General features: G+C 65.4%; 18 protein-coding genes, 1 pseudogene and 1 riboswitch. Of the genes and pseudogenes, 10 read left to right on the top strand and 9 right to left on the bottom strand.

Going from position 1 to position 17,283, the window contains the following annotated elements:
* Positions 1–28 precede the first annotated feature (28 nt).
* Genes ACQP0C_RS20445 through murQ form a run of 4 tightly spaced genes read left to right on the top strand, consistent with a single transcriptional unit; the run spans position 29 to position 4,493 of the window.
* A complete protein-coding gene (locus ACQP0C_RS20445; RefSeq protein WP_433722065.1) occupies positions 29–1,558 on the top strand; it encodes a sodium:solute symporter in 1,530 nt (509 codons plus the stop codon).
* A complete protein-coding gene (locus ACQP0C_RS20440) occupies positions 1,558–2,727 on the top strand; it encodes an anhydro-N-acetylmuramic acid kinase (protein ID WP_433722063.1) in 1,170 nt (389 codons plus the stop codon). The genes ACQP0C_RS20445 and ACQP0C_RS20440 overlap by 1 nt, the downstream gene beginning before the upstream one ends.
* Complete coding sequence (locus ACQP0C_RS20435; RefSeq protein ID WP_433722061.1) at positions 2,714–3,577, top strand: MurR/RpiR family transcriptional regulator; 864 nt, start codon at positions 2,714–2,716, stop codon at positions 3,575–3,577. The genes ACQP0C_RS20440 and ACQP0C_RS20435 overlap by 14 nt, the downstream gene beginning before the upstream one ends.
* 22 nt (positions 3,578–3,599) lie before the next feature.
* Positions 3,600–4,493 carry an N-acetylmuramic acid 6-phosphate etherase gene (murQ, locus tag ACQP0C_RS20430; protein ID WP_433722059.1) on the top strand — a complete coding sequence of 298 codons (894 nt, stop codon included), beginning with the start codon at positions 3,600–3,602 and terminating at the stop codon, positions 4,491–4,493.
* A 26-nt stretch (positions 4,494–4,519) separates the two neighbouring features.
* Here the strand turns inward: murQ and ACQP0C_RS20425 are convergent, their stop codons facing one another.
* Positions 4,520–5,236: an NADPH-dependent F420 reductase gene (locus ACQP0C_RS20425; protein WP_433722057.1), complete on the bottom strand. Its 717-nt coding sequence runs from the start codon at positions 5,234–5,236 to the stop codon at positions 4,520–4,522.
* Between the two features lie 72 nt (positions 5,237–5,308).
* On the opposite strand from ACQP0C_RS20425, the gene ACQP0C_RS20420 reads away from it, so the two are divergent.
* Positions 5,309–5,746 carry a nuclear transport factor 2 family protein gene (locus ACQP0C_RS20420; protein WP_433722055.1) on the top strand — a complete coding sequence of 146 codons (438 nt, stop codon included), beginning with the start codon at positions 5,309–5,311 and terminating at the stop codon, positions 5,744–5,746.
* Between the two features lie 268 nt (positions 5,747–6,014).
* Here ACQP0C_RS20420 and ACQP0C_RS20415 read toward each other — a convergent pair whose 3' ends face one another.
* Positions 6,015–6,782, bottom strand: a complete 768-nt coding sequence (locus ACQP0C_RS20415) for a trans-aconitate 2-methyltransferase (RefSeq protein WP_433734604.1) — start codon at positions 6,780–6,782, stop codon at positions 6,015–6,017.
* A gap of 122 nt (positions 6,783–6,904) precedes the next feature.
* Between ACQP0C_RS20415 and ACQP0C_RS20410 the strand changes: the two genes are divergently transcribed.
* Positions 6,905–7,333, top strand: a complete 429-nt coding sequence (locus tag ACQP0C_RS20410) for a nitroreductase family deazaflavin-dependent oxidoreductase (RefSeq protein ID WP_433722053.1) — start codon at positions 6,905–6,907, stop codon at positions 7,331–7,333.
* Positions 7,334–7,409: 76 nt separating this feature from the next.
* Here the strand turns inward: ACQP0C_RS20410 and ACQP0C_RS20405 are convergent, their stop codons facing one another.
* The 3 genes and pseudogenes from ACQP0C_RS20405 to ACQP0C_RS20395 all read right to left on the bottom strand — a co-directional run bounded on the left by ACQP0C_RS20405 (position 7,410) and on the right by ACQP0C_RS20395 (position 8,240).
* On the bottom strand, positions 7,410–7,649 hold the full coding sequence (locus ACQP0C_RS20405; RefSeq protein ID WP_433734603.1) for a hypothetical protein: 240 nt from the start codon (positions 7,647–7,649) through the stop codon (positions 7,410–7,412).
* Positions 7,558–7,836, bottom strand: a pseudogene (locus ACQP0C_RS20400) (FAD-dependent monooxygenase); the annotation flags it as partial. The pseudogene ACQP0C_RS20400 and the gene ACQP0C_RS20405, both read right to left, overlap by 92 nt.
* The gene (locus ACQP0C_RS20395; protein WP_433722051.1) at positions 7,773–8,240 is read right to left on the bottom strand and encodes an FAD-dependent oxidoreductase; all 468 of its coding nucleotides are present in this window, start codon (positions 8,238–8,240) and stop codon (positions 7,773–7,775) included. The pseudogene ACQP0C_RS20400 and the gene ACQP0C_RS20395, both read right to left, overlap by 64 nt.
* Positions 8,241–8,441: 201 nt before the next feature.
* Here ACQP0C_RS20395 and ACQP0C_RS20390 point away from each other — a divergent pair, with 201 nt between their 5' ends.
* The 3 genes from ACQP0C_RS20390 (at position 8,442) to ACQP0C_RS20380 (ending at position 12,431) form a co-directional block, all read left to right on the top strand.
* Positions 8,442–9,932, top strand: coding sequence for a carboxylesterase/lipase family protein (locus tag ACQP0C_RS20390; protein ID WP_433722049.1), 1,491 nt, complete (start codon positions 8,442–8,444; stop codon positions 9,930–9,932).
* A gap of 46 nt (positions 9,933–9,978) precedes the next feature.
* Positions 9,979–10,058, top strand: a riboswitch (ZMP/ZTP riboswitch).
* Between the two features lie 29 nt (positions 10,059–10,087).
* A complete protein-coding gene (locus tag ACQP0C_RS20385) occupies positions 10,088–11,236 on the top strand; it encodes a phosphoribosylaminoimidazolecarboxamide formyltransferase (protein WP_433722047.1) in 1,149 nt (382 codons plus the stop codon).
* 148 nt (positions 11,237–11,384) lie between these two features.
* On the top strand, positions 11,385–12,431 hold the full coding sequence (locus ACQP0C_RS20380; RefSeq protein ID WP_433722045.1) for a fused (3R)-hydroxyacyl-ACP dehydratase subunits HadA/HadB: 1,047 nt from the start codon (positions 11,385–11,387) through the stop codon (positions 12,429–12,431).
* 99 nt (positions 12,432–12,530) lie between these two features.
* Here ACQP0C_RS20380 and ACQP0C_RS20375 read toward each other — a convergent pair whose 3' ends face one another.
* Entirely contained in the window at positions 12,531–13,436 is a 906-nt protein-coding gene (locus ACQP0C_RS20375; protein WP_433722043.1) for a LysR family transcriptional regulator, read from the bottom strand.
* A gap of 72 nt (positions 13,437–13,508) precedes the next feature.
* On the opposite strand from ACQP0C_RS20375, the gene dapA reads away from it, so the two are divergent.
* Positions 13,509–14,402 carry a 4-hydroxy-tetrahydrodipicolinate synthase gene (gene dapA, locus ACQP0C_RS20370; RefSeq protein ID WP_433722041.1) on the top strand — a complete coding sequence of 298 codons (894 nt, stop codon included), beginning with the start codon at positions 13,509–13,511 and terminating at the stop codon, positions 14,400–14,402.
* A gap of 571 nt (positions 14,403–14,973) precedes the next feature.
* On the opposite strand, the gene ACQP0C_RS20365 is transcribed toward dapA, so the two are convergent.
* The 3 genes from ACQP0C_RS20365 to ACQP0C_RS20355 form a co-directional block, all read right to left on the bottom strand.
* Positions 14,974–15,309, bottom strand: coding sequence for an adenylyl-sulfate kinase (locus ACQP0C_RS20365; RefSeq protein ID WP_433734602.1), 336 nt, complete (start codon positions 15,307–15,309; stop codon positions 14,974–14,976).
* A gap of 377 nt (positions 15,310–15,686) precedes the next feature.
* Positions 15,687–15,905 (bottom strand): heavy-metal-associated domain-containing protein, encoded by a 219-nt coding sequence (locus ACQP0C_RS20360; RefSeq protein ID WP_433722040.1) that lies wholly within the window; start codon positions 15,903–15,905, stop codon positions 15,687–15,689.
* Positions 15,906–16,227: 322 nt separating this feature from the next.
* Positions 16,228–16,995 carry a class I SAM-dependent methyltransferase gene (locus ACQP0C_RS20355; RefSeq protein WP_433722038.1) on the bottom strand — a complete coding sequence of 256 codons (768 nt, stop codon included), beginning with the start codon at positions 16,993–16,995 and terminating at the stop codon, positions 16,228–16,230.
* Positions 16,996–17,283: the final 288 nt, after the last annotated feature.

Below are 17,283 nucleotides of genomic sequence, written 5' to 3'. Positions count from 1 at the left end.
CCGTCCGCCGCGTCACCGGGGAGCTGCGTTGAACGCACTCGATCTCGCCGTCATCGTCATCTATCTCGTCGCCGTCGCGTGGATCGGCCTGCGGCTGTCCGGAAAGCAGAAGTCCAGCAGCGACTATTTCGTCGGTGAAGGACGAATGCCGTGGTGGACGGTGTGTTTCTCGGTGGTGGCCACCGAAACCAGTGTGCTCACCGTCATCTCGATTCCTGGCGGCGCGTACACCGATCAGGCCTTCGGAAATGTCGAGCTGGCCATCGGTTACATCATCGGGCGCACGATAGTGGCGATCGTGCTGATCCCGCTGTACAAGCGCGGCGGGTTCGTCAGCGCCTACCAATACCTCGAGCTGCGCTTCGGCCGCTATCTACAGGGCGTGGCATCGGTGACCTTCGTGTTCACCCGGCTGCTCGCCGAGGGGGTGCGATTGTTCGCCTCCGCCATTCCGATCAAGTTGCTGCTCGGTGAGTTCGGGCTCGACTTCGGCTACGACGCGATCATCATCGCGCTGACACTGCTCACCGTCATATACACCTACCTGGGCGGCATCAAGGCGGTGATCTGGACCGATGCGCTGCAGATGGGCCTCTACCTCACCGGTGCGCTCATCGCGATCGGTGTGCTCACCGGTCATGTCGGGGCCTCGGGGTGGTCGGATGCGTTGCACGCGGGCAAGTTCCGCGTCTTCGATTCCGATTTCGGTATCGCGCACATACTGACCAGCACCTTCGCGCTCCCGACGGCGATTATCGGCGGGGCGATCTTCGCGATGGCCTCACACGGTTCCGACCAGTTGATCGTGCAACGCATCCTGGCGACGCGGTCGTTGCGCGACAGTCAGAAGGCGATGATCGGTTCTGGCATCTTCGTTGCCATCCAGTTCGCCGCATTCTCCCTGGTCGGTGTGCTGCTCTGGTCCTACAACGGGGGAAAGACGGCCAAGGAACTCGGGCTGGCCAGTGCGGACAGCCTGTACCCCAATTTCATTCTGCACGGGCTGCCGGTGGTGATCTCCGGGTTGCTCGTCGCCGGAATCCTCGGCGCGGCAATGGGTTCGCTGTCCTCGGCCCTGAATTCGATGGCGAATTCGACGGTTGCCGATATCGTTCGCAGCTTCTCACGCCGGACGCTCCCCGATGACACGCTGCTGCGGCTCGCTCGGGTGATGACCCTGGTGTGGGCCGCGCTGATGGCATTGTTCGCGATGGGTTTCAGCGCGACGACCGGCAATGTATATCTGACGGCACTCACCATCGCCGGATACACCTACGGCGCGCTGCTCGGCGCGTTCCTGCTCGGGCGGCTGGTGTCGCGCGCGAACCAATTCGACGCGATCGTGGCGTTCATCGCCACGGTGATCGTGATGACATTCGTGGTACGGGTCGTCAAGATCGATGTCACGGTTGCGGGGAAGGTGGTCGAAAAGGGTATCGCGGCACAGTGGTTGGTGCCGATCGGCGTGCTCGTGACCCTGATGGTCGGGGCGATCGCGAGTCTGTTCCATCCCGCCTCCACGCCGCGAGAGCCGGAACCTGTTGCGGCGGTGGCATAGTGCGCGTCATCGGGTTGATGTCGGGGACGTCGCACGATGCGATCGATGCCGTCGGCGCGGATATCGTCCTGCGGGAGGAGACCGTGCATGTCGAACTCATCGGACAGCTGAGCCGACCGTATCCGGGCTCGTTGCGATCGGAACTCATCGCCGCGTTGCCGCCGGGTTCGGTCGATATGGCGACCGTGTGCCGACTGGATACCGCGATCGGTCTGGCCTTCGCCGACGCGGCCGACGCCGCGATGGGCGAATTCTTCGGCGGCAGCGCCGATCTCGTCGCATCGCACGGTCAGACCGTTTACCACTGGGTGGCAGACGGAAGGACCCGTGGCACGTTGCAGCTCGGTCAGCCGGCTTGGATCGCCGAACGCACCGGAGTACCGGTCGTCAGCGACTTTCGCTCGCGCGATATCGCCGCGGGCGGACAGGGCGCGCCGCTCGTAGGGCTCTTCGATGTGCTGTGGCTGGCCGGACGCCCCGGACGCGCGGCGGCACTGAATATCGGCGGGATCGCCAATGTCACCGTCACCGGTGATCAGCCGGTCGCCTTCGACACCGGACCTGGCAACGCGCTGATCGATGCCGCGGTCGAGCGCGGCACCGGCGGTGCCGAGCATTTCGATCGCGATGGCATGCGCGCCGCGCGTGGGAAGGTCGAGGCGCGGTTGCTGGAAACCCTTCTCGCGGAACCCTATTACCGCGCACCGGCACCCAAGACCACCGGGAAGGAGCTGTTCAACCACGCCTATCTGGAGCGCGTGTTGGACGGCCGTACCTTATCCGCCGACGATATTGTCGCGAGTGTGACCGAGCTGACCGCACGCACCATCGCCGACGCCCTCGCGCCGCTGCGCCCGACCGAAGTCATCGCCTCGGGCGGCGGAACTCGCAATCCCACCTTGATGGCGCTGCTCGGCGCGCACCTGGACGGCGCGAAACTGTGCACCTCCGATGAACTCGGACTTCCCTCGGCCGCGAAGGAGGCGACCGCATTCGCTGTGCTCGGGTTCCTCACCGCACACGGCCTGGCGGGCAGCGATCCCGGCTGTACCGGTGCGAGACGCGCGGCAATACTCGGGTCGATCACCCCGGGAGCGGCCGGATTCACGCTGCCCGCCGCGCCGACCACCGAGCCCCGACGACTCAGGGTGAACGATGTCCGAGGGTGATGACGTCCGCACTCGCCTGCTGGCCGCACTGCCGCGGCTCACACCGACCGCGCTGCGCGTCGCGCAGGTGATCCGGCACGATCCGGGCGCCGCCGCACAGCTGACGGTGAGCCAGCTCGCCGAGCGGTCGGGCACCAGCACCTCCGCGGTGGTACGGCTGGCCAAAACGCTGGGCTACGAGGGTTATCCGCAGCTGCGGCTCGCGCTGGCCGCGGTCGGTGGCGAGGAGGGATCGCCGGTCTTCGCCACCGATATCGATGCCGATGACGAACTGTCGAAGGTGCTGCACAAGCTCACCGCCTTCGAAACCGAGGGCATGGTCGCGACCGCGGAGCTTGCCGATCCGGCGACGATGGAGTCCGTAGTCGACGCACTGGTGGGTGCGCGGCGCGTGCTGCTGGTCGGCATCGGCGCTTCTGGACTTGTCGCGATGGATATGGCTCAGAAGCTGACCCGCATCGGAATGTGGTGCGCCGCATGCACATCCGAGGATGATGCGCTGGTGCAGGCCAGCCTGCTGCAGGCGGGCGATGTGAGCGTCGCGTTCTCGCATTCGGGCGAAACCGCCGCGGTCGTCGAAGCGGTGCGCCGATCCGCCGAAGCGGGCGTGACCACGGTCGCCGTGACGGCCGGAACACATTCCAGACTGGCGAATTCCGCCGGGCACACGGTGCTGGTCGCCGGGCGCGAAGACGGATTCCGTTCCGCGGCAATGGCCAGCCGCATGAGCCAGCTGCTCATTGTCGACGCGCTGTACGTCGGGGTTCTGCAACGCACACCGTCCGCCGCCAAAGCCCTGCGCCGCACCTACGAGGCGGTGGCCGATCGCCGAACCAAGGAGGCCGAATGAAACTCGTGACACCGGTGGCACGGTGACCGAAATCGGTTCGCTGACCACGGAAGCGGTCAACCCGCGCACCACCACACTGGACTCGATGCCGATCGATGAGCTGCTGCGCACCATGAACGCCGAGGACGCCGGTGTGGCTTCGGCGGTGGCGCAGGCGATTGCGGAGATCGCGCGGGCGGTCGAGTTGATCGGGGAAACACGGTGGCGTGGCGGCCGACTGATCTATGTCGGCGCGGGCACCAGTGGTCGTCTCGGCGTACTCGATGCGGTGGAATGCCCGCCGACCTTCGGCACCGATCCCGGCGAGGTGCTGGGGATCATCGCGGGCGGACCGCAAGCATTCCTGCGCGCGGTCGAGGGCGCCGAGGACGATCCGGCCCGCGCCGCCGCCGACCTGTCCGCGATCGAGCTCACCCGCGACGATGTGGTCGTGGCACTGACCGCGAGCGGACGAACCCCCTACGCCATCGGTGCGTTGCTGCATGCCCGCTCGATCGGTGCCGCTACGGTCGCCATCTCGTGCAACCGCAATGCCGAGGCCAGCGCACACGCCGACGTCGGCATCGAAATCGACACCGGCCCCGAGGTTTTGACCGGTTCCACCCGCCTGAAAGCGGGCACGGCACAGAAGATGGTGTGCAATATGCTCTCCACCGCCGCCATGGTCCGAGCTGGCAAGGTCTACGGCAATCTGATGGTGGACGTGAAGCCGACCAACGCCAAACTCATCGACCGCGCCCGCCGCATCATCGCCGAAGCAACCGAAGCCGATCCCGCCACGGCCGCAGCCCTTTTGGAAGCGGCCGACGGCCACGTCAAAACCGCCATCGTCATGCGCCTGGCCGGAGTAGACGCACCGGCGGCACGGCGACTTCTGCACGACGCGGACGGCCGGGTGCGCGACGCCATCAGCTAGATCCTGCTCCTACGCCACGGGATGGCTCAGTGATACTCGGGTGTCAGCGGAATCGGCTTGCCGTCCGCCACTGCCGTCACGACCGCATCGGCATCGACGGCGCGGTACTCCTCGCCGTATACCGCACCGTCGCGGCGTGGGGCCTCCATGACCGCGGCGGCCGCGGTCGCACCGAGATCCACCGGCACGAACCCGGCGTCGGCAATGAGCCCGGCCACGATCAGCTTGGCTTCCGCATCGTCACCGCAGAGCCACTGCACCACCCGGTCATCGCCGACTCTGTGAGCGGCTTCGGCCTGAAAACTCGAGGTCAGCGTGTTGAACGACTTGGTGTAGCGCGCGCCGGCCATCCGCTCGGCATTGAACTGCGCGGCCGTCACACCTTCGGGTGGCTGTGGTGCACCGAACTGATTCGTGGTGTCGATGACGATCTTGCCCGCGAGGGATCCCGCCTGCGCCAACGCCTCCGGCAATACCGGCCACGGCACCGAGATCACCACGACATCGGAGATCGCGACTGTCGCGGCGGGTGCACCGACCGTGACGCCGCGCCCGATGTCGGCGGCCAGGTCCGTGAGCGTGTCCGGATTCCGGCTGAAGGCCAGTTGGACCTGGTGTCCCGCCATGGCCAGTTGGCGGGCGATACCGCCGCCGATCCGGCCCGCGCCGATGATGCCGATTCTCATACCACTCCTCGGTAGCCGAAATTCTCCCGACGCACTGTTGGAACTGCGCGGGGCCAATCGTTTTCGACGCTACCCTGGCTCACAGTTCCGCGGCCCGGCGGAACGCTGTGTCGGCAATTCGGAGGCACCATGTTGTCCCTGCAGGAGATTTCGGACCGTTTGGAGATCGAGGACCTCATGGTCCGGTACTCGCATGCGGTCGACACCCACCAGTGGGATCTGCTCGATGATGTCTTCACCGCCGATGCGCATATCGACTATTCGGCGATGGGCGGCGCGGTGGGAGATCTCGAATCGACGAAGAAATTTCTCGCCACCGTCATGCCGAACTTTCTTGCGTTCCAGCATCTGATCAGCAATTCGTCGATCACCGTCGATGGTGACACCGCCACCGGGCGCACCATGTGTCACAACCCGATGCTGGTGTCGACCGGTGAAGGTCAGCAGAGTCTGATGCTGTGCGGGCTCTGGTATCTCGACACTTTCGAACGTATCGATGGCCGGTGGCGGATCAAGCGGCGGGTCGAGGAGAAGAGCTTTATGTTCGTCGCGCCGGGTACTGCCTGAATACGAACCGAGGCCCCCGGTTTCGGGAGCCTGGGTTTCATTCGGTCATTCGTGTTGGCATTTGTCGCCGCCGCATGAGCAGGTGCCGCCCTCCTGACAACCGCACCGGCAATCGGGACCGCAGGCACAGGGCGCAATGCTGGGAATCATCGCAGAACCTTTCCGAAGTAGGAGATTGCTGCCCGAGAACACCGCCGAGATATAGCCGGAAAGCATAGTTGCGCGTTATTGGGATACCTTTGCGCGGACCATAACGGTCGCGATGGCCTCAGCCGGTCTTGCGCGCAACGGCGAAGACCCGCCGGAACGGCAACCAGGTGGTGCCGTCGAGTTGGCGCGGGTAGGCCGCGCGCAACAGCGGCGCCAGCTGTGCGGTGAACCCTTGCCAGGCCGCATCGTCGAGTGCATCGCGAACCGGGCGCAAAGCGGTTCCGGTGACCCACTCCAAGACCGGATCCTCTCCCGACAGCCGTTGCAGGTAGGTCGTCTCCCAGGCGTCGACTTCGGCTCCGGCCAGCGTGAGCACCTGCGCGTATCCGCTGGGATCGAGCACATCGCGCGGCTGCAGGATGCCCGCGGGTGCGAGCCGGTCGCGCCATTCGTCGCGGGCCGCGAGTTCCCTGATCGCGCGATGGGAGGGCGCGTCGAAGTTGCCAGGAACCTGCAACGCGAGCCAGGCGCCCGCGGGCAGCGCATGCAGCCATCGCGGCAGCAGGGTCGTATGCGTCGGCACCCACTGCAGCACGGCATTGGTGATGACGACATCGGTGCCCGGGGCCGGTTGCCAGTCCTCGACCGCGCCGAGTGTCGCGTCGATGCCGAGACCGCGTGCCGCGGCGACCATTTCGGGTGACGAGTCGGAGGCCTCGATAATCGCTCCCGGCCAGCGTTCGGCCAGCGATGCGGTGAGATGTCCGGGGCCACAGCCGAGATCGACGACACGTTGTGGATCCTCGGCCCCGATTCGACCCAGCAGATCGAAGAAGGGGCGCGAGCGGTGGTCATCGAAGGCCAGATACTTCTTGGGATCCCACATCGGCAGCTCCAGTCGTAGGCTCAACCAAACCGTACGTACGTACTGTATTCCTCCGAAGGTCCGTCCGGCAAGGAGTGTGCCGGAATTTCGAACCCGCCCTCGGAGTTGGTGCGGGAGATGCCGTGAACGATGGGAGTGAAGTGAACGATTTCAACGCGCAGGTGATCAATGAGTTCCGCGCGAACGAGGGCAAGGTCGGTGGCATGTTCGAGGGTGCCCGGATGGTGCTGGTCACGACGACGGGCGCCAAGTCCGGCCGCCAGGTCACCAGCCCGCTGGTCTATCTCCCGGACGGCGAGCGCATCGTGCTCATCGCCTCGAACGGCGGCGCGGACAAGCATCCGGCCTGGTATCACAATCTGCGTGCGAATCCCGAGTTCACCGTGGAGATCGGCACCGAGAGCTACCCGGCGAAGGCCGAGGTGGTGACCGGTTCCGAACGCGACGAACTGTATGCGCGAATGGTCGAGATCATGCCGGGATTCGGCGAATACCAGGCCAACACGTCCCGGGTGATTCCGGTCCTCGCGGTGTACCGCCAGGCGGCCTGACACGTGGTTGCGCCGCGGCCATGTGGGGTCGCGGCTCAACCAAGCCGATCTCGATTGGCACTGCATATTCCGCTGATCAGGATTTGTCGCCGAACCACCGGCGCAGCGCCTCGAGCAGACCGGCGTGCGCGCCGGAGTCCGCAGCCCAGGCCACATAGCCGTCCGGGCGGATCAGTAGCGCGGAAAGCTCCCGTGGTGCAACAGGTTTCGCCGTGACGACGCGCACCGCATCGGACCGCGTCGCCGATGCCGAGATTGAGGCCCTGTCCGCCGAACGGCGAATGCACATGGGCCGCATCGCCCGCCAGCAGCACACGACCGTTGCGGTAGTCGGTGACCTGACGGGTGTTATCGGTGAACCGGGTAGCGGAATGCACGGCGATGATCTCGACCGGGACACCCGAGACCGCGCGCAGGCTGGCCTGCAATTCGGCCGCGGTCACCGGCGCGGTGCGGTCGGCGGGCGGGCCGTCGAGTTCCACCGTGACGAAACGACCCGGCATCGGGCCGTTGACATAGATTCCGTTGTCGGTGCAGTTCCAGCCGGGCCGCAGCTGCCCGGCGAAAGCCGGGTCGTCGAAGTCGACATCGGACGTCTCGAGCATGATGCCCGCGAAAGACCGGCGAACGGCAGGCGCTGGGGGGTCACCTCGGGGCTCAGATACGTACCGGCGGCGCGCATGCGCTCCAGTGCCGCGTTCTGGTGTTCGAGCAGGTCGGGCAGCAGTCCGCGCCGGTAGAAGGCCTGTGCGGTCGGCACATTGATCGCACCGGCCTTGATGGTCATATCGGGTTCGGTCAGCCGTTCGACCACCAGCACATCCACACCGCCGAGGCGCAGTTCGCAGGCGAGTATCAGTCCGACCGGTCCGGCTCCCGCGACGACCACATCGAATGTCTGGTTCATGAACCCGACTCTGCCGTTCGATGATTGCGGAGGCCTTGCGTCGGCTTGCGTGCGCCTTGCGTCGGTCCCGCGGGTGCTGGTGACCGGAGCGGGCCTGCGCGAGCCGCACATCCTCGGCTATTTCCGAAGTTGTGCGAGCTGGTGGATTCTGTGGTCTGGCGGCGGTGCGGCGTAGAGAATCGAGTCGGACGAAGGAGATTCATGGAACCGATTGTTTCCGTCACCGGCGGCAAGATTCGTGGCCGGACGACCGCTGGAGTGAGCGCATTTCTCGGAGTGCCGTACGCGGCCGCGCCGGTCGGGCCCGCGCGGTTTCGACTACCGACGCGGGTGTCGGACTGGCAGGGTGTTCGGGATGCGCTCACCCACGGCGCCACCTGTGCGCAATCGCCGTATCCGCCGCCGATTCACGCGCTGATCGGCAGTGACGGGATACCGGGCGACGAATATCTGAACGTCAATGTGTGGACGCCGGATGCGGGTGGTTCGGGACTGCCGGTCATGGTGTGGATTCATGGCGGCGCCTATGTCCGGGGATCCAATGCCAGGGCGATCTATGACGGTGCGGGGTTCGCGCGCGATGGGGTCGTGCTGGTTTCGATCAACTATCGGCTCGGCATCTCCGGATTCGCGGCGGTGGCGGACGCTCCGCTCAACCGCGGACTGCACGATCAGCTGTTCGCTCTGCGGTGGGTGCAGGAGAACATCGAAGCGTTCGGCGGGGATCCGAACCGGGTCACGATATTCGGTCAATCGGCGGGCGGCATGAGCGTGGCGACGCTGATGGCTTCGCCGCTGTCGCGCGGATTGTTCCAGCAGGCGATCATGCAGAGCGGCAACGGCTCCGCGGCGGTCGCCGCCGAAGATGCGCGCAAGCTGGCCGGTGAACTGGCCACGATGCTCGGGATCAGTGCCGTCGCAGACGATTTCGGTCGTCTCGGCCCCGAGGGAATTCGCAGCGCGCAGGATAGGCTCGCGCTCGAGTTGATGAGCGATCCGGATCCGGAGCGCTGGGGCTCGTCGATCATTGCGAGCGGGCTCGGCGTCATGAGTTTGCTTCCCGTGATCGATGGTGAGGTGGTCGAGGGCAGGCCGCTCGCCGTGCTCGCCGAGCAGCCTGATCGGGCCATGCCGTTCATCGCGGGATGCACTGCGGAGGAATTCCGCTTCTTCACGGTCCCGACCGGCGTCGCTGCCGGAATCACCGCGGAGACATTGCCTTTCGCACTCACTCGCTATGGGCTGGATCCCGCTCTCGCGGATATCTATGGAGCGAACCGCCCGGCAGCCGCGCCCGCGGATATCTTCGCCGCGATCATCACTGATAGGGCCTTCCGTTCCGACACCTTGCACCTCGCACAATCGATCGCCACAGCGGGCGCGCCGACCTACGCCTACGAGTTCGCTTGGCCGTCAGGCATCGACGGGCTCGGCGCGTGCCACGTACTGGAGGTGCCCTTCGTCTTCGATGCGCTCGACGGCGCGCGCACACTGACCGGACCCAACCCACCCCAGGCGCTGGCCGACGAAATCCATTCGGCGTGGGTGGCTTTCGCCGAGCACGGCGATCCCGGATGGCCGCGGTTCCAGCCAGATACCCGGCTGGTGCGGATCTTCAACAGCCCGGAATCGGTCGACGTCAGTGATCCGCGTGAGGATGAGTTGGCGGCGTTGCGGAAGTCGGTCGCCTAGGGCAGGGGCTCGCGGGCGCTGTGCGTGCGCCGCATCATGTTCTAAGGTTGGTGTTCGCGACTGGCGTCACGTGGATAGACCACGAGGAAGCGCACAATCGGAGCGTCGTCCGCCTGGGTGCTCCCGAACTCGAGTTCGGGATATGGAACACAGCAATGGATTTGCGGTACGGCATGAATCCTCATCAACGGGCCCGGATCATCGACGGCAGCGCCGGTCACATCCGAGTGCTGTGCGGGGTGGCCTCGATGATCAACTATCTCGATGCGCTCAATGCCTGGCAGTTGGTCGCCGACGCACAGCGCGCGACCGACATGGTGGCGGCCGCATCGTTCAAACACGTCTCTCCGGCGGGAGCGGCACTGAACGGGGCGCTCGACGAGACCATGCGCGAGACGTGGGGGCTGGGAACCGCCCAGCTGGGACCGCTTGCCGCAGCCTATGTCCGGGCTCGCGACGCCGATCCTCGGTCGTCGTATGGCGACATGATCGCGGTCTCCGAGCCGGTGGACGATGAACTGGCCGAACTGCTGGCAACAGTGGTGTCCGACGGCATCATCGCGCCGGGCTTCGCGCCCGGTACCGTCGCGAAGCTGGCCCGCAAGAAGCGCGGCCGCTATGTCGTCTTCGAGATAGACCCCACCTACCGCCCGCCGGCCACCGAGATTCGCACCGTGTTCGGTGTCGCCATCGAGCAGGACCACGATCGGCAAGCAATCACCGCAGACCTGATTCGTTCGATCGAGGGACCCGCGCTCACCGATGCCGCCACCGCGGATGCATTACTGGGCATGATCACGGCCCGCTACACCCAATCCAACACTGTGGTCCTCGTGCGTGATGGCATGACTGTCGGTGTTGGGGCCGGGCAGCAGTCCCGTGTCGACTGCACCGAGCTCGCCGGAGCCAAGGCGCGAACCTGGTGGCTGCGTAGGCATCACAGCATTCGGGACCTCCCCCTGCCAGCGGATCTGCCGCGTCAGCAGCGGTTGAACTGGCAGATCGCCCTCGCCGCCGGCACCCTCACCACGACCCAACACGACGAACTCGCAGAACTGCTCACCCGACCACATCCTCCGATCGAGGCTCGAGAACACGCAGCATGGCGGCGCCGGCTCAGCGGCATCACTCTGGTATCCGATGGCTACCTCCCGTTTCGCGACAATATCGACGTCGCCGCCGAACACGGAGTCGCGGTCGTCGTCGAACCGACCGGCGCCCTGCACGGCGAGACGATCGCCGACGCCTGCCGCGAACACCGCATAACACTCGCCCGCACAGAACTGCGCCTGTTCCACCACTGACACGAATATTCACGCCACTGCCCGCGACCAGCCTCTTGTGTTCACCGCCCGGAGCATCGCCTCGTGTGGGAGGGTGGGGTTCGCTCGTGAATTCGGTTCTGTGGATACCGCTTACGAGGCCTGAAAGAATCCGAAAGCGAGGAGCGGCTTGGTGGAAGCAACGATCGATGTGGCCGGGTTGGTGGGGCATCGCTATCGTGCGGATGACTACTACGAAGTGGGTCGGGAGAAGATCCGCGAATATGCGCGAGCTGTGCAGGATTTCCACCCGGTGCACTGGAACGAGGATGCTGCCGACGAACTCGGATACGCCGGTTTGGTCGCGCCGACTACGTTCATTTCGATTGCCGCGATGCTGGCCAACCGCAAGCTTTTCGAAACTGTCATCACCGGCTACGACGTGTTCGTGCAGACCGATCAGGTCTTCGAGATGTACAAGCCGGTGCTCAGCGGTGACCGGTTGGTCAGCGATGTCGAGCTCGCCGCGGTTCGTCGCATAGCAGGCAAGGATCTGCTCACCATCAAGAACACCTTCACCGACCAGACAGGCCAGGTTGTGCAGATCATGCACACAACTGTCGTCGGTGTCACCGGCGAGGACGTCGACGCCGGCATCAGCGACGCGATGGAACGGGTGATCATGCACGGTATCGACGTGCCCTCGCGCACCGCGGCCGCGAGTCGCGCGGGCGCGGATGAGCAGGTCGTGACGGACCCCGTTTCTGACACCGGACCACGCCACTCCCCTATCGCCCGAACGCGAATCCCGCGCACCGTGATCCGATTCGAGGACATCACGGTCGGTGACGAGCTCGCTCCTCGGATCGCACAGCTGACGCGGGGTGATCTGGTGAACTATGCCGGTGTAGCCGGGGATGCGAACCCGATCCACTGGCACGACGGTGTCGCTGCGCTCGCGGGTCTTCCTGACGTGATAGCGCATGGCATGCTGACCATGGGCCTGGGGGCAGGATACGTCACCGGCTGGCTCGGTGACCCAGGCGCTCTGACCAGGTACGGGGTCCGGCTCTCGAACTACACGGTTGTCGAAGCCGCGTCCGTCGGCAGCGTCGAGTTCACCGGGCGCATAAAGTCGGTTGACCCCGAGACCAGGACTGCTGTCGTCGTCATCGTCGCGAAGTCCGCGGGCCGCAAGATCTTCGGCCTCGCCACCGCGGATGTCCGCCTCGCGTAGCGTTTTCCGGCGACTACTGCTGATACCCCGACGCGTGCGGTAGCGCCGGTTGCTGGCAGCGGTGGATGGCGGTGTTCGGTAGCCGTGTCGGCAGGTGGCTCAGCGTGATTCGAGCAGGCGCGATGACGGTTCGCTGGAAATTGTTGTGGCGGAAGCACGTAGCGCGGTGCGGGCCGCGACCACGGCCGGGTGGGTGCCGGTGCCTCGCCGGTAGGCCAAGTGGGTTTTGCGGCGCGTCGGCAGGGCGGTCAGCACCACGTTGGGCGGTGGGGTGAGTGCGCCGAGTTGTGGGACGAGGGCGACGCCCTGTCCGGCCGCGACCAGTGCGAGGACGGTGCTGAAGTCGTCAACGTGGTGGCGAACCCGTGGCGTGAATCCGGCTGCCTGGCAAGCCCGGATCGTCATCGTATGGCAGAGCGTGCCCGGTGTGCCGACGATCCAGGAGGAGGTGTGGTGCTCAGAGAGGTGCACGGCGGTGCGGGCGGCCAGGTAGATCGTCTCCTCCAGCAGTGGTTCGGTGTCCAGGGCGGGATCGGGCTCGGCGGGCACAAAGTCGTACTCCTGGACCAGTGCGATATCCAGCGCGTCGGTGCGCAGCGCGTCCGGGACGGTCGCCGGATCCAGTTCCGTCACAAGCAGTTCCAGTCGCGGATGGTCTCGGCTGAGCGCGATCAGGGCCGGGGACAGGATGGTCGCGACCGCCGTCGGGAAGGCTCCGATGCGCAGCGTCCCGGTGAGCGCGGCGCGGGAGGCCGCGAGGTCGGCCGTGGCCTGCTCGAGTGCGGCGAGAATGGTTTCCGCGTGTTCGACCAGGGTGAGCGCGGCGGGTGTGAGCGTGACGCGTCGTCCGGTTCGCTCGAGCAGCGGCACACCGGCTTCCCGTTCCAGCGCGGTCAACTGCTGGGAGACGGCCGATGGCGTATAGCTCATCGCCTCCGCGACCGCCGCGATCGTCTTGCGGTGGGCCAATTCGCGCAGCAGGCGCAGCTTACGAACATCGAGCATCAGCTCAGCTTATGCTTATCGGAACAAATGTGAACTGGACCTGAAGCATCGGTACGCGGCAGTCTGGGAACCATGACGCTCACCGGCCTGTTCGTCCCCCTGATCACGCCTTTCTCCGCCAACGGCGAATTGGCTGCCGATGCCCTTGCTGGTCTCGCCCATGAGGTGCTCGACGACGGCGCGACAGGAATCGTCGCCCTCGGTACCACCGCCGAAACCGCCACCTTGACCCCCGAAGAGCGCCGCCGCGTCCTCGATATCTGCGGCACCGTTTGCCGAGAACGCAACGCCCCGTTGATCGCCGGTGCGGGCACGAACTCCACCGCCGCCTCGGCCGAAGCCCTCGCCGCCCTCGGCTCCACCGTGACCGCCGCGCTGACCGTCGTCCCCTACTACACCCGGCCCTCAGAAGCGGGTGTGCTCGCCCACTTCCGCCACCTGGCCGAAACCAGCCCGGTCCCCCTCATCATCTACAACATTCCGCACCGCACCGGCCGCACGCTGAGTCCCGACACCCTGCACCGACTGGCCAGCACCCCGAACATCATCGGCTTCAAACACGCGGTCGGCAGCATCGACGACACCACCATCACCTTGATGAGCACCATCCCGCCGGATGTCTCGGTCCTCGCTGGCGACGACCTGCACGCCGCCCCACTCCTCGCCCTCGGCGCATCGGGCGCCATCCTCGCCAGCGCCCACCTGGCCACTCCTGCCTTCGCCACCCTGATCCGCCTGTGGCACAGCGGCCCCATCGCCGACGCCCGCCAACTCACCCACCGCCTCACCCTCCTATCCGCAGCCCTGTTCGCCGAACCCAACCCCGCGGTCATCAAATCCGCCCTAGCCGCCCAAGGCCGCATCCCCACCCCCACCGTCCGCCTCCCCCTCCTCCCCGCCTCCCCTGAAACCACCGCCTCCGCCCTGGAAGCCCTGGCTCAAATCCCCACATCCGTCCCCGCCTGACCACCAGCACTACATCCGGTGCCCGTTATCTTCTTCGACGTCATGTGACGGCGAACCATCCTCCAGATATGCCGTCATGCCCTCGGTACTAGCCCGGCGCGCTGCTGCCATGCGCCGAGCCAACACGGAAGTCGCTTCGCGGCCTCGACGTCATCGCACCACGCCCACCTTCGAAGCTCTTCCGCCGGAAGGGTTATCGCCGCTGTCTGATCGGCGCTGAGCGCTCCACCGTCATAGACCAGCATCACCCCGTCGCTGGGATAGAGACCGGGAGGAACCCGATCCACCACCAACAGACGCCCCATGGACACCCGTCAGGTCCAACTCCTCATCGAGCAGCGACTCCGCCAGCTTCCACAACTCGTCCGGCATCAACCGGTTGGAGAACTCGACGAGACACCATGCAGCACAACGATTCCCGACGCACCCTGCTTGCATCACATAAACGTCGGACACCGTTCTTTGATGGCGCGCGAAGGAGGTGGTTTTGGCAAACGTACATCTAAACGCATGCCCCCGAAATATTCGGGCCTGACCCATTATTAATGGCGGTATGGTGTTTGACCACCTCCTAGTCGCGTACGCCGAAGCAGTCTGTCCGACCGGCAGTCATGCTATCAACTGGCTCGAACTGCCTACCCCCCCAAGAGTGGTAAGTACAACTGGCTATGGCATACCGATCGGCATTCACGATGCCCTGGACAACCACCACCAACCCGCGCGAAAGGCACAGCCTCGCAATATGTTCGATCAATGCGATATTGAACGCGCCAGCCTCGTCCGACTCCCGCACCATCTCCCGCCGAACCACATCCTGTGCCACCACCGCACAGGTCCCACGATCGAATCTGCGCTGCAACGCGGCAGCAACTGTCGACTGCCCTGAAGCGGAGTTCCCACGAATCACGACGAGGGTACTCAGCACCGCTCGATCGAGTGCATCCTGACCGACTACGGTTGGCGGTCCGGCGGGAACGCCGTCGGATGAATTGCGGCAGCGGTGATTTCGATCTGCTCGGCCAAGTCGAGAGTGTCTGCGGCGCACGTCGTATCGACGCGGATTACCGGGCTCGGTTCCAGTGGTCGACCGTGCTCGGCCCTGACCCGGTCACCCTCCCCGCCGGGAACACGGGCGGTCGCCGAACTCGACAGCTTCGGGCCATCGCCGAAGACGTTTCCTCCGACGTAGTAGACCGTTGCCTGGCAGCGCGACCGCTCAGAAATCGGCGACTCGCCGCGCTGGCGCAGCGAATCGAGCGGCCAGCGCGTGAGTGGGTGGAATGGTTATACGACCGCGAAATTGTCGCCGTCGCGGTCGAGCGCTCGTTGCAACTCGGCAGCAGCGAGCTCGTGATCGGCTGACACTGTCACCCGCGAGGTGCCCTTGGTATCGAGATCGACAGTCACCGATTCGACCCCGGGCAGTTGGATCACTACGTCCTTGATGGTCTGCGCGCACCCACGGCAGTGCAGCCCGTCGACAGAAAAGACCTGGGTAGACATACAAATCTCCCTTCTCGGACGGCCTCGATTCTAGCCCGCGCCTCGCTGGCTGATCGCATCGACACGACGACCCGATGTTGTCGTGCCCTGCCGGGGCTTACCGTGGCGCGACCGGTTCCGGAGTTCCACACGATTCCTCGAGGCCTCATTGCTCAGCTGAATCGAAGCCGGTCGGCCGCCGGTCGATCAATTCTCGAGACTCTGGCCGATACGTACTCCCGCGGGATTGCGCTGCGGGTTCTACCACGCCATCCACAGCGCTCGCGATGACCTGCGGCGCGCCGGATTCGCTGGTTTCGCGGCCGTTCCTCCGGTGGAGGAATTATCGGATCCCGACCAAGACGCGGTCGTCGCCGTACTGCCATACGATTCCGGCTTCGGCTAAGCCCGCGTCGTACGCGAAGGCGATGTAGTCGTGGACGGTGGGCCGGTCGTGAACCGTGTGAGCGAATCCCCCGTCGCGCAGGCGCACCAGGTCGGCGAGTTCAGGAGCGCGGTCGACCGCGGCCCACCATGCCTCCCAATCCTCCGAGCACGCAGTTCCCACCCGTTCGGCTCGGCGGGCGGTCATAGCTCTGCCGAGCGCGTCCAGCTGCGAGCCGGTCGCCCCCTCGTAGAGATGGTCCCCGTTGATGAACAGACCACCGGGTGCGAGCGCGGCCGCACAGGTCCGGATCAGCGCGCGCAGCGGTTCACGGTTCATCCAATGCAGAGCGGTGGTGCTCACGAACGCATCGGGCGCTCGATGCAGTCGGAGTCTGTCGAGCCAATCACGCTCGCACAGATCGGCGTTGACCGTGCGGAATCGCGGTGACCCCAGGCTCATCTCGGCCAAGGCCAACAGAAGTGGATCCACGTCCACACCGACGATGGTAGCGGCAGGCATTCGCGTGAGCAGTCGGTCCGACAGTGTTCCCGGCCCGACGCCGAGGTCGACGATCAACGGGTCCATCCGGCCGACAAGTTCGGTCAAGACGTCGCCGATGACCTCGAATCGTTGTTCGCGATCGGGCATGTAGTGCTCTTGCTGGCGATCCCACCGGTCGATCCAGTACCGCGCTCGCGATATATCGAGTTTGCTAGTCGTCACACGAATACTCCTCGGAGGTAAGGTATTTCGCGCACCCTGCGGTAACCGCCGCTCGGTCGGCCCCGTCGGCGTGGTTCGAGGCCTCAGCATAAGTGCGCCGAGCCCGATATAAGACCATTTGGTCCGGTTCGGAGCGGAAAGACTTCCCCGAGCGCCTACGACCCAGCACATCTGTCGGGTCGCGCCGCGAGCATCTTCATATCACCCAGAATCGGCATCCGGCCGCCCCGCAACCCGGTCATGTGTTGCGGTTCCACGATCCTGCACAGCTGCAATCCCGCAGAGCCG

Source organism: Nocardia sp. CA-129566, from assembly GCF_050956075.1.
Taxonomy (GTDB): Bacteria; Actinomycetota; Actinomycetes; order Mycobacteriales; family Mycobacteriaceae; genus Nocardia.
The sequence above is the reverse complement of the archived record's forward strand: the minus strand, read 5'-3'. Positions and strand labels throughout refer to the sequence as shown.

Bases quoted from the DNA above. Each gene is read 5' to 3' on its own strand.
- ACQP0C_RS20395 (WP_433722051.1), bottom strand. From the start codon at position 8,240: ATGAACCAGACATTCGATGTGGTCGTCGCGGGAGCCGGACCGGTCGGA.
- ACQP0C_RS20415 (WP_433734604.1), bottom strand. From the start codon at position 6,782: ATGTGGGATCCCAAGAAGTATCTGGCCTTCGATGACCACCGCTCGCGC.
- ACQP0C_RS20385 (WP_433722047.1), top strand. From the start codon at position 10,088: ATGGATTTGCGGTACGGCATGAATCCTCATCAACGGGCCCGGATCATC.
- ACQP0C_RS20420 (WP_433722055.1), top strand. From the start codon at position 5,309: ATGTTGTCCCTGCAGGAGATTTCGGACCGTTTGGAGATCGAGGACCTC.
- ACQP0C_RS20360 (WP_433722040.1), bottom strand. From the start codon at position 15,905: ATGTCTACCCAGGTCTTTTCTGTCGACGGGCTGCACTGCCGTGGGTGC.
- ACQP0C_RS20375 (WP_433722043.1), bottom strand. From the start codon at position 13,436: ATGCTCGATGTTCGTAAGCTGCGCCTGCTGCGCGAATTGGCCCACCGC.
- ACQP0C_RS20390 (WP_433722049.1), top strand. From the start codon at position 8,442: ATGGAACCGATTGTTTCCGTCACCGGCGGCAAGATTCGTGGCCGGACG.
- ACQP0C_RS20435 (WP_433722061.1), top strand. From the start codon at position 2,714: ATGTCCGAGGGTGATGACGTCCGCACTCGCCTGCTGGCCGCACTGCCG.
- dapA (WP_433722041.1), top strand. From the start codon at position 13,509: ATGACGCTCACCGGCCTGTTCGTCCCCCTGATCACGCCTTTCTCCGCC.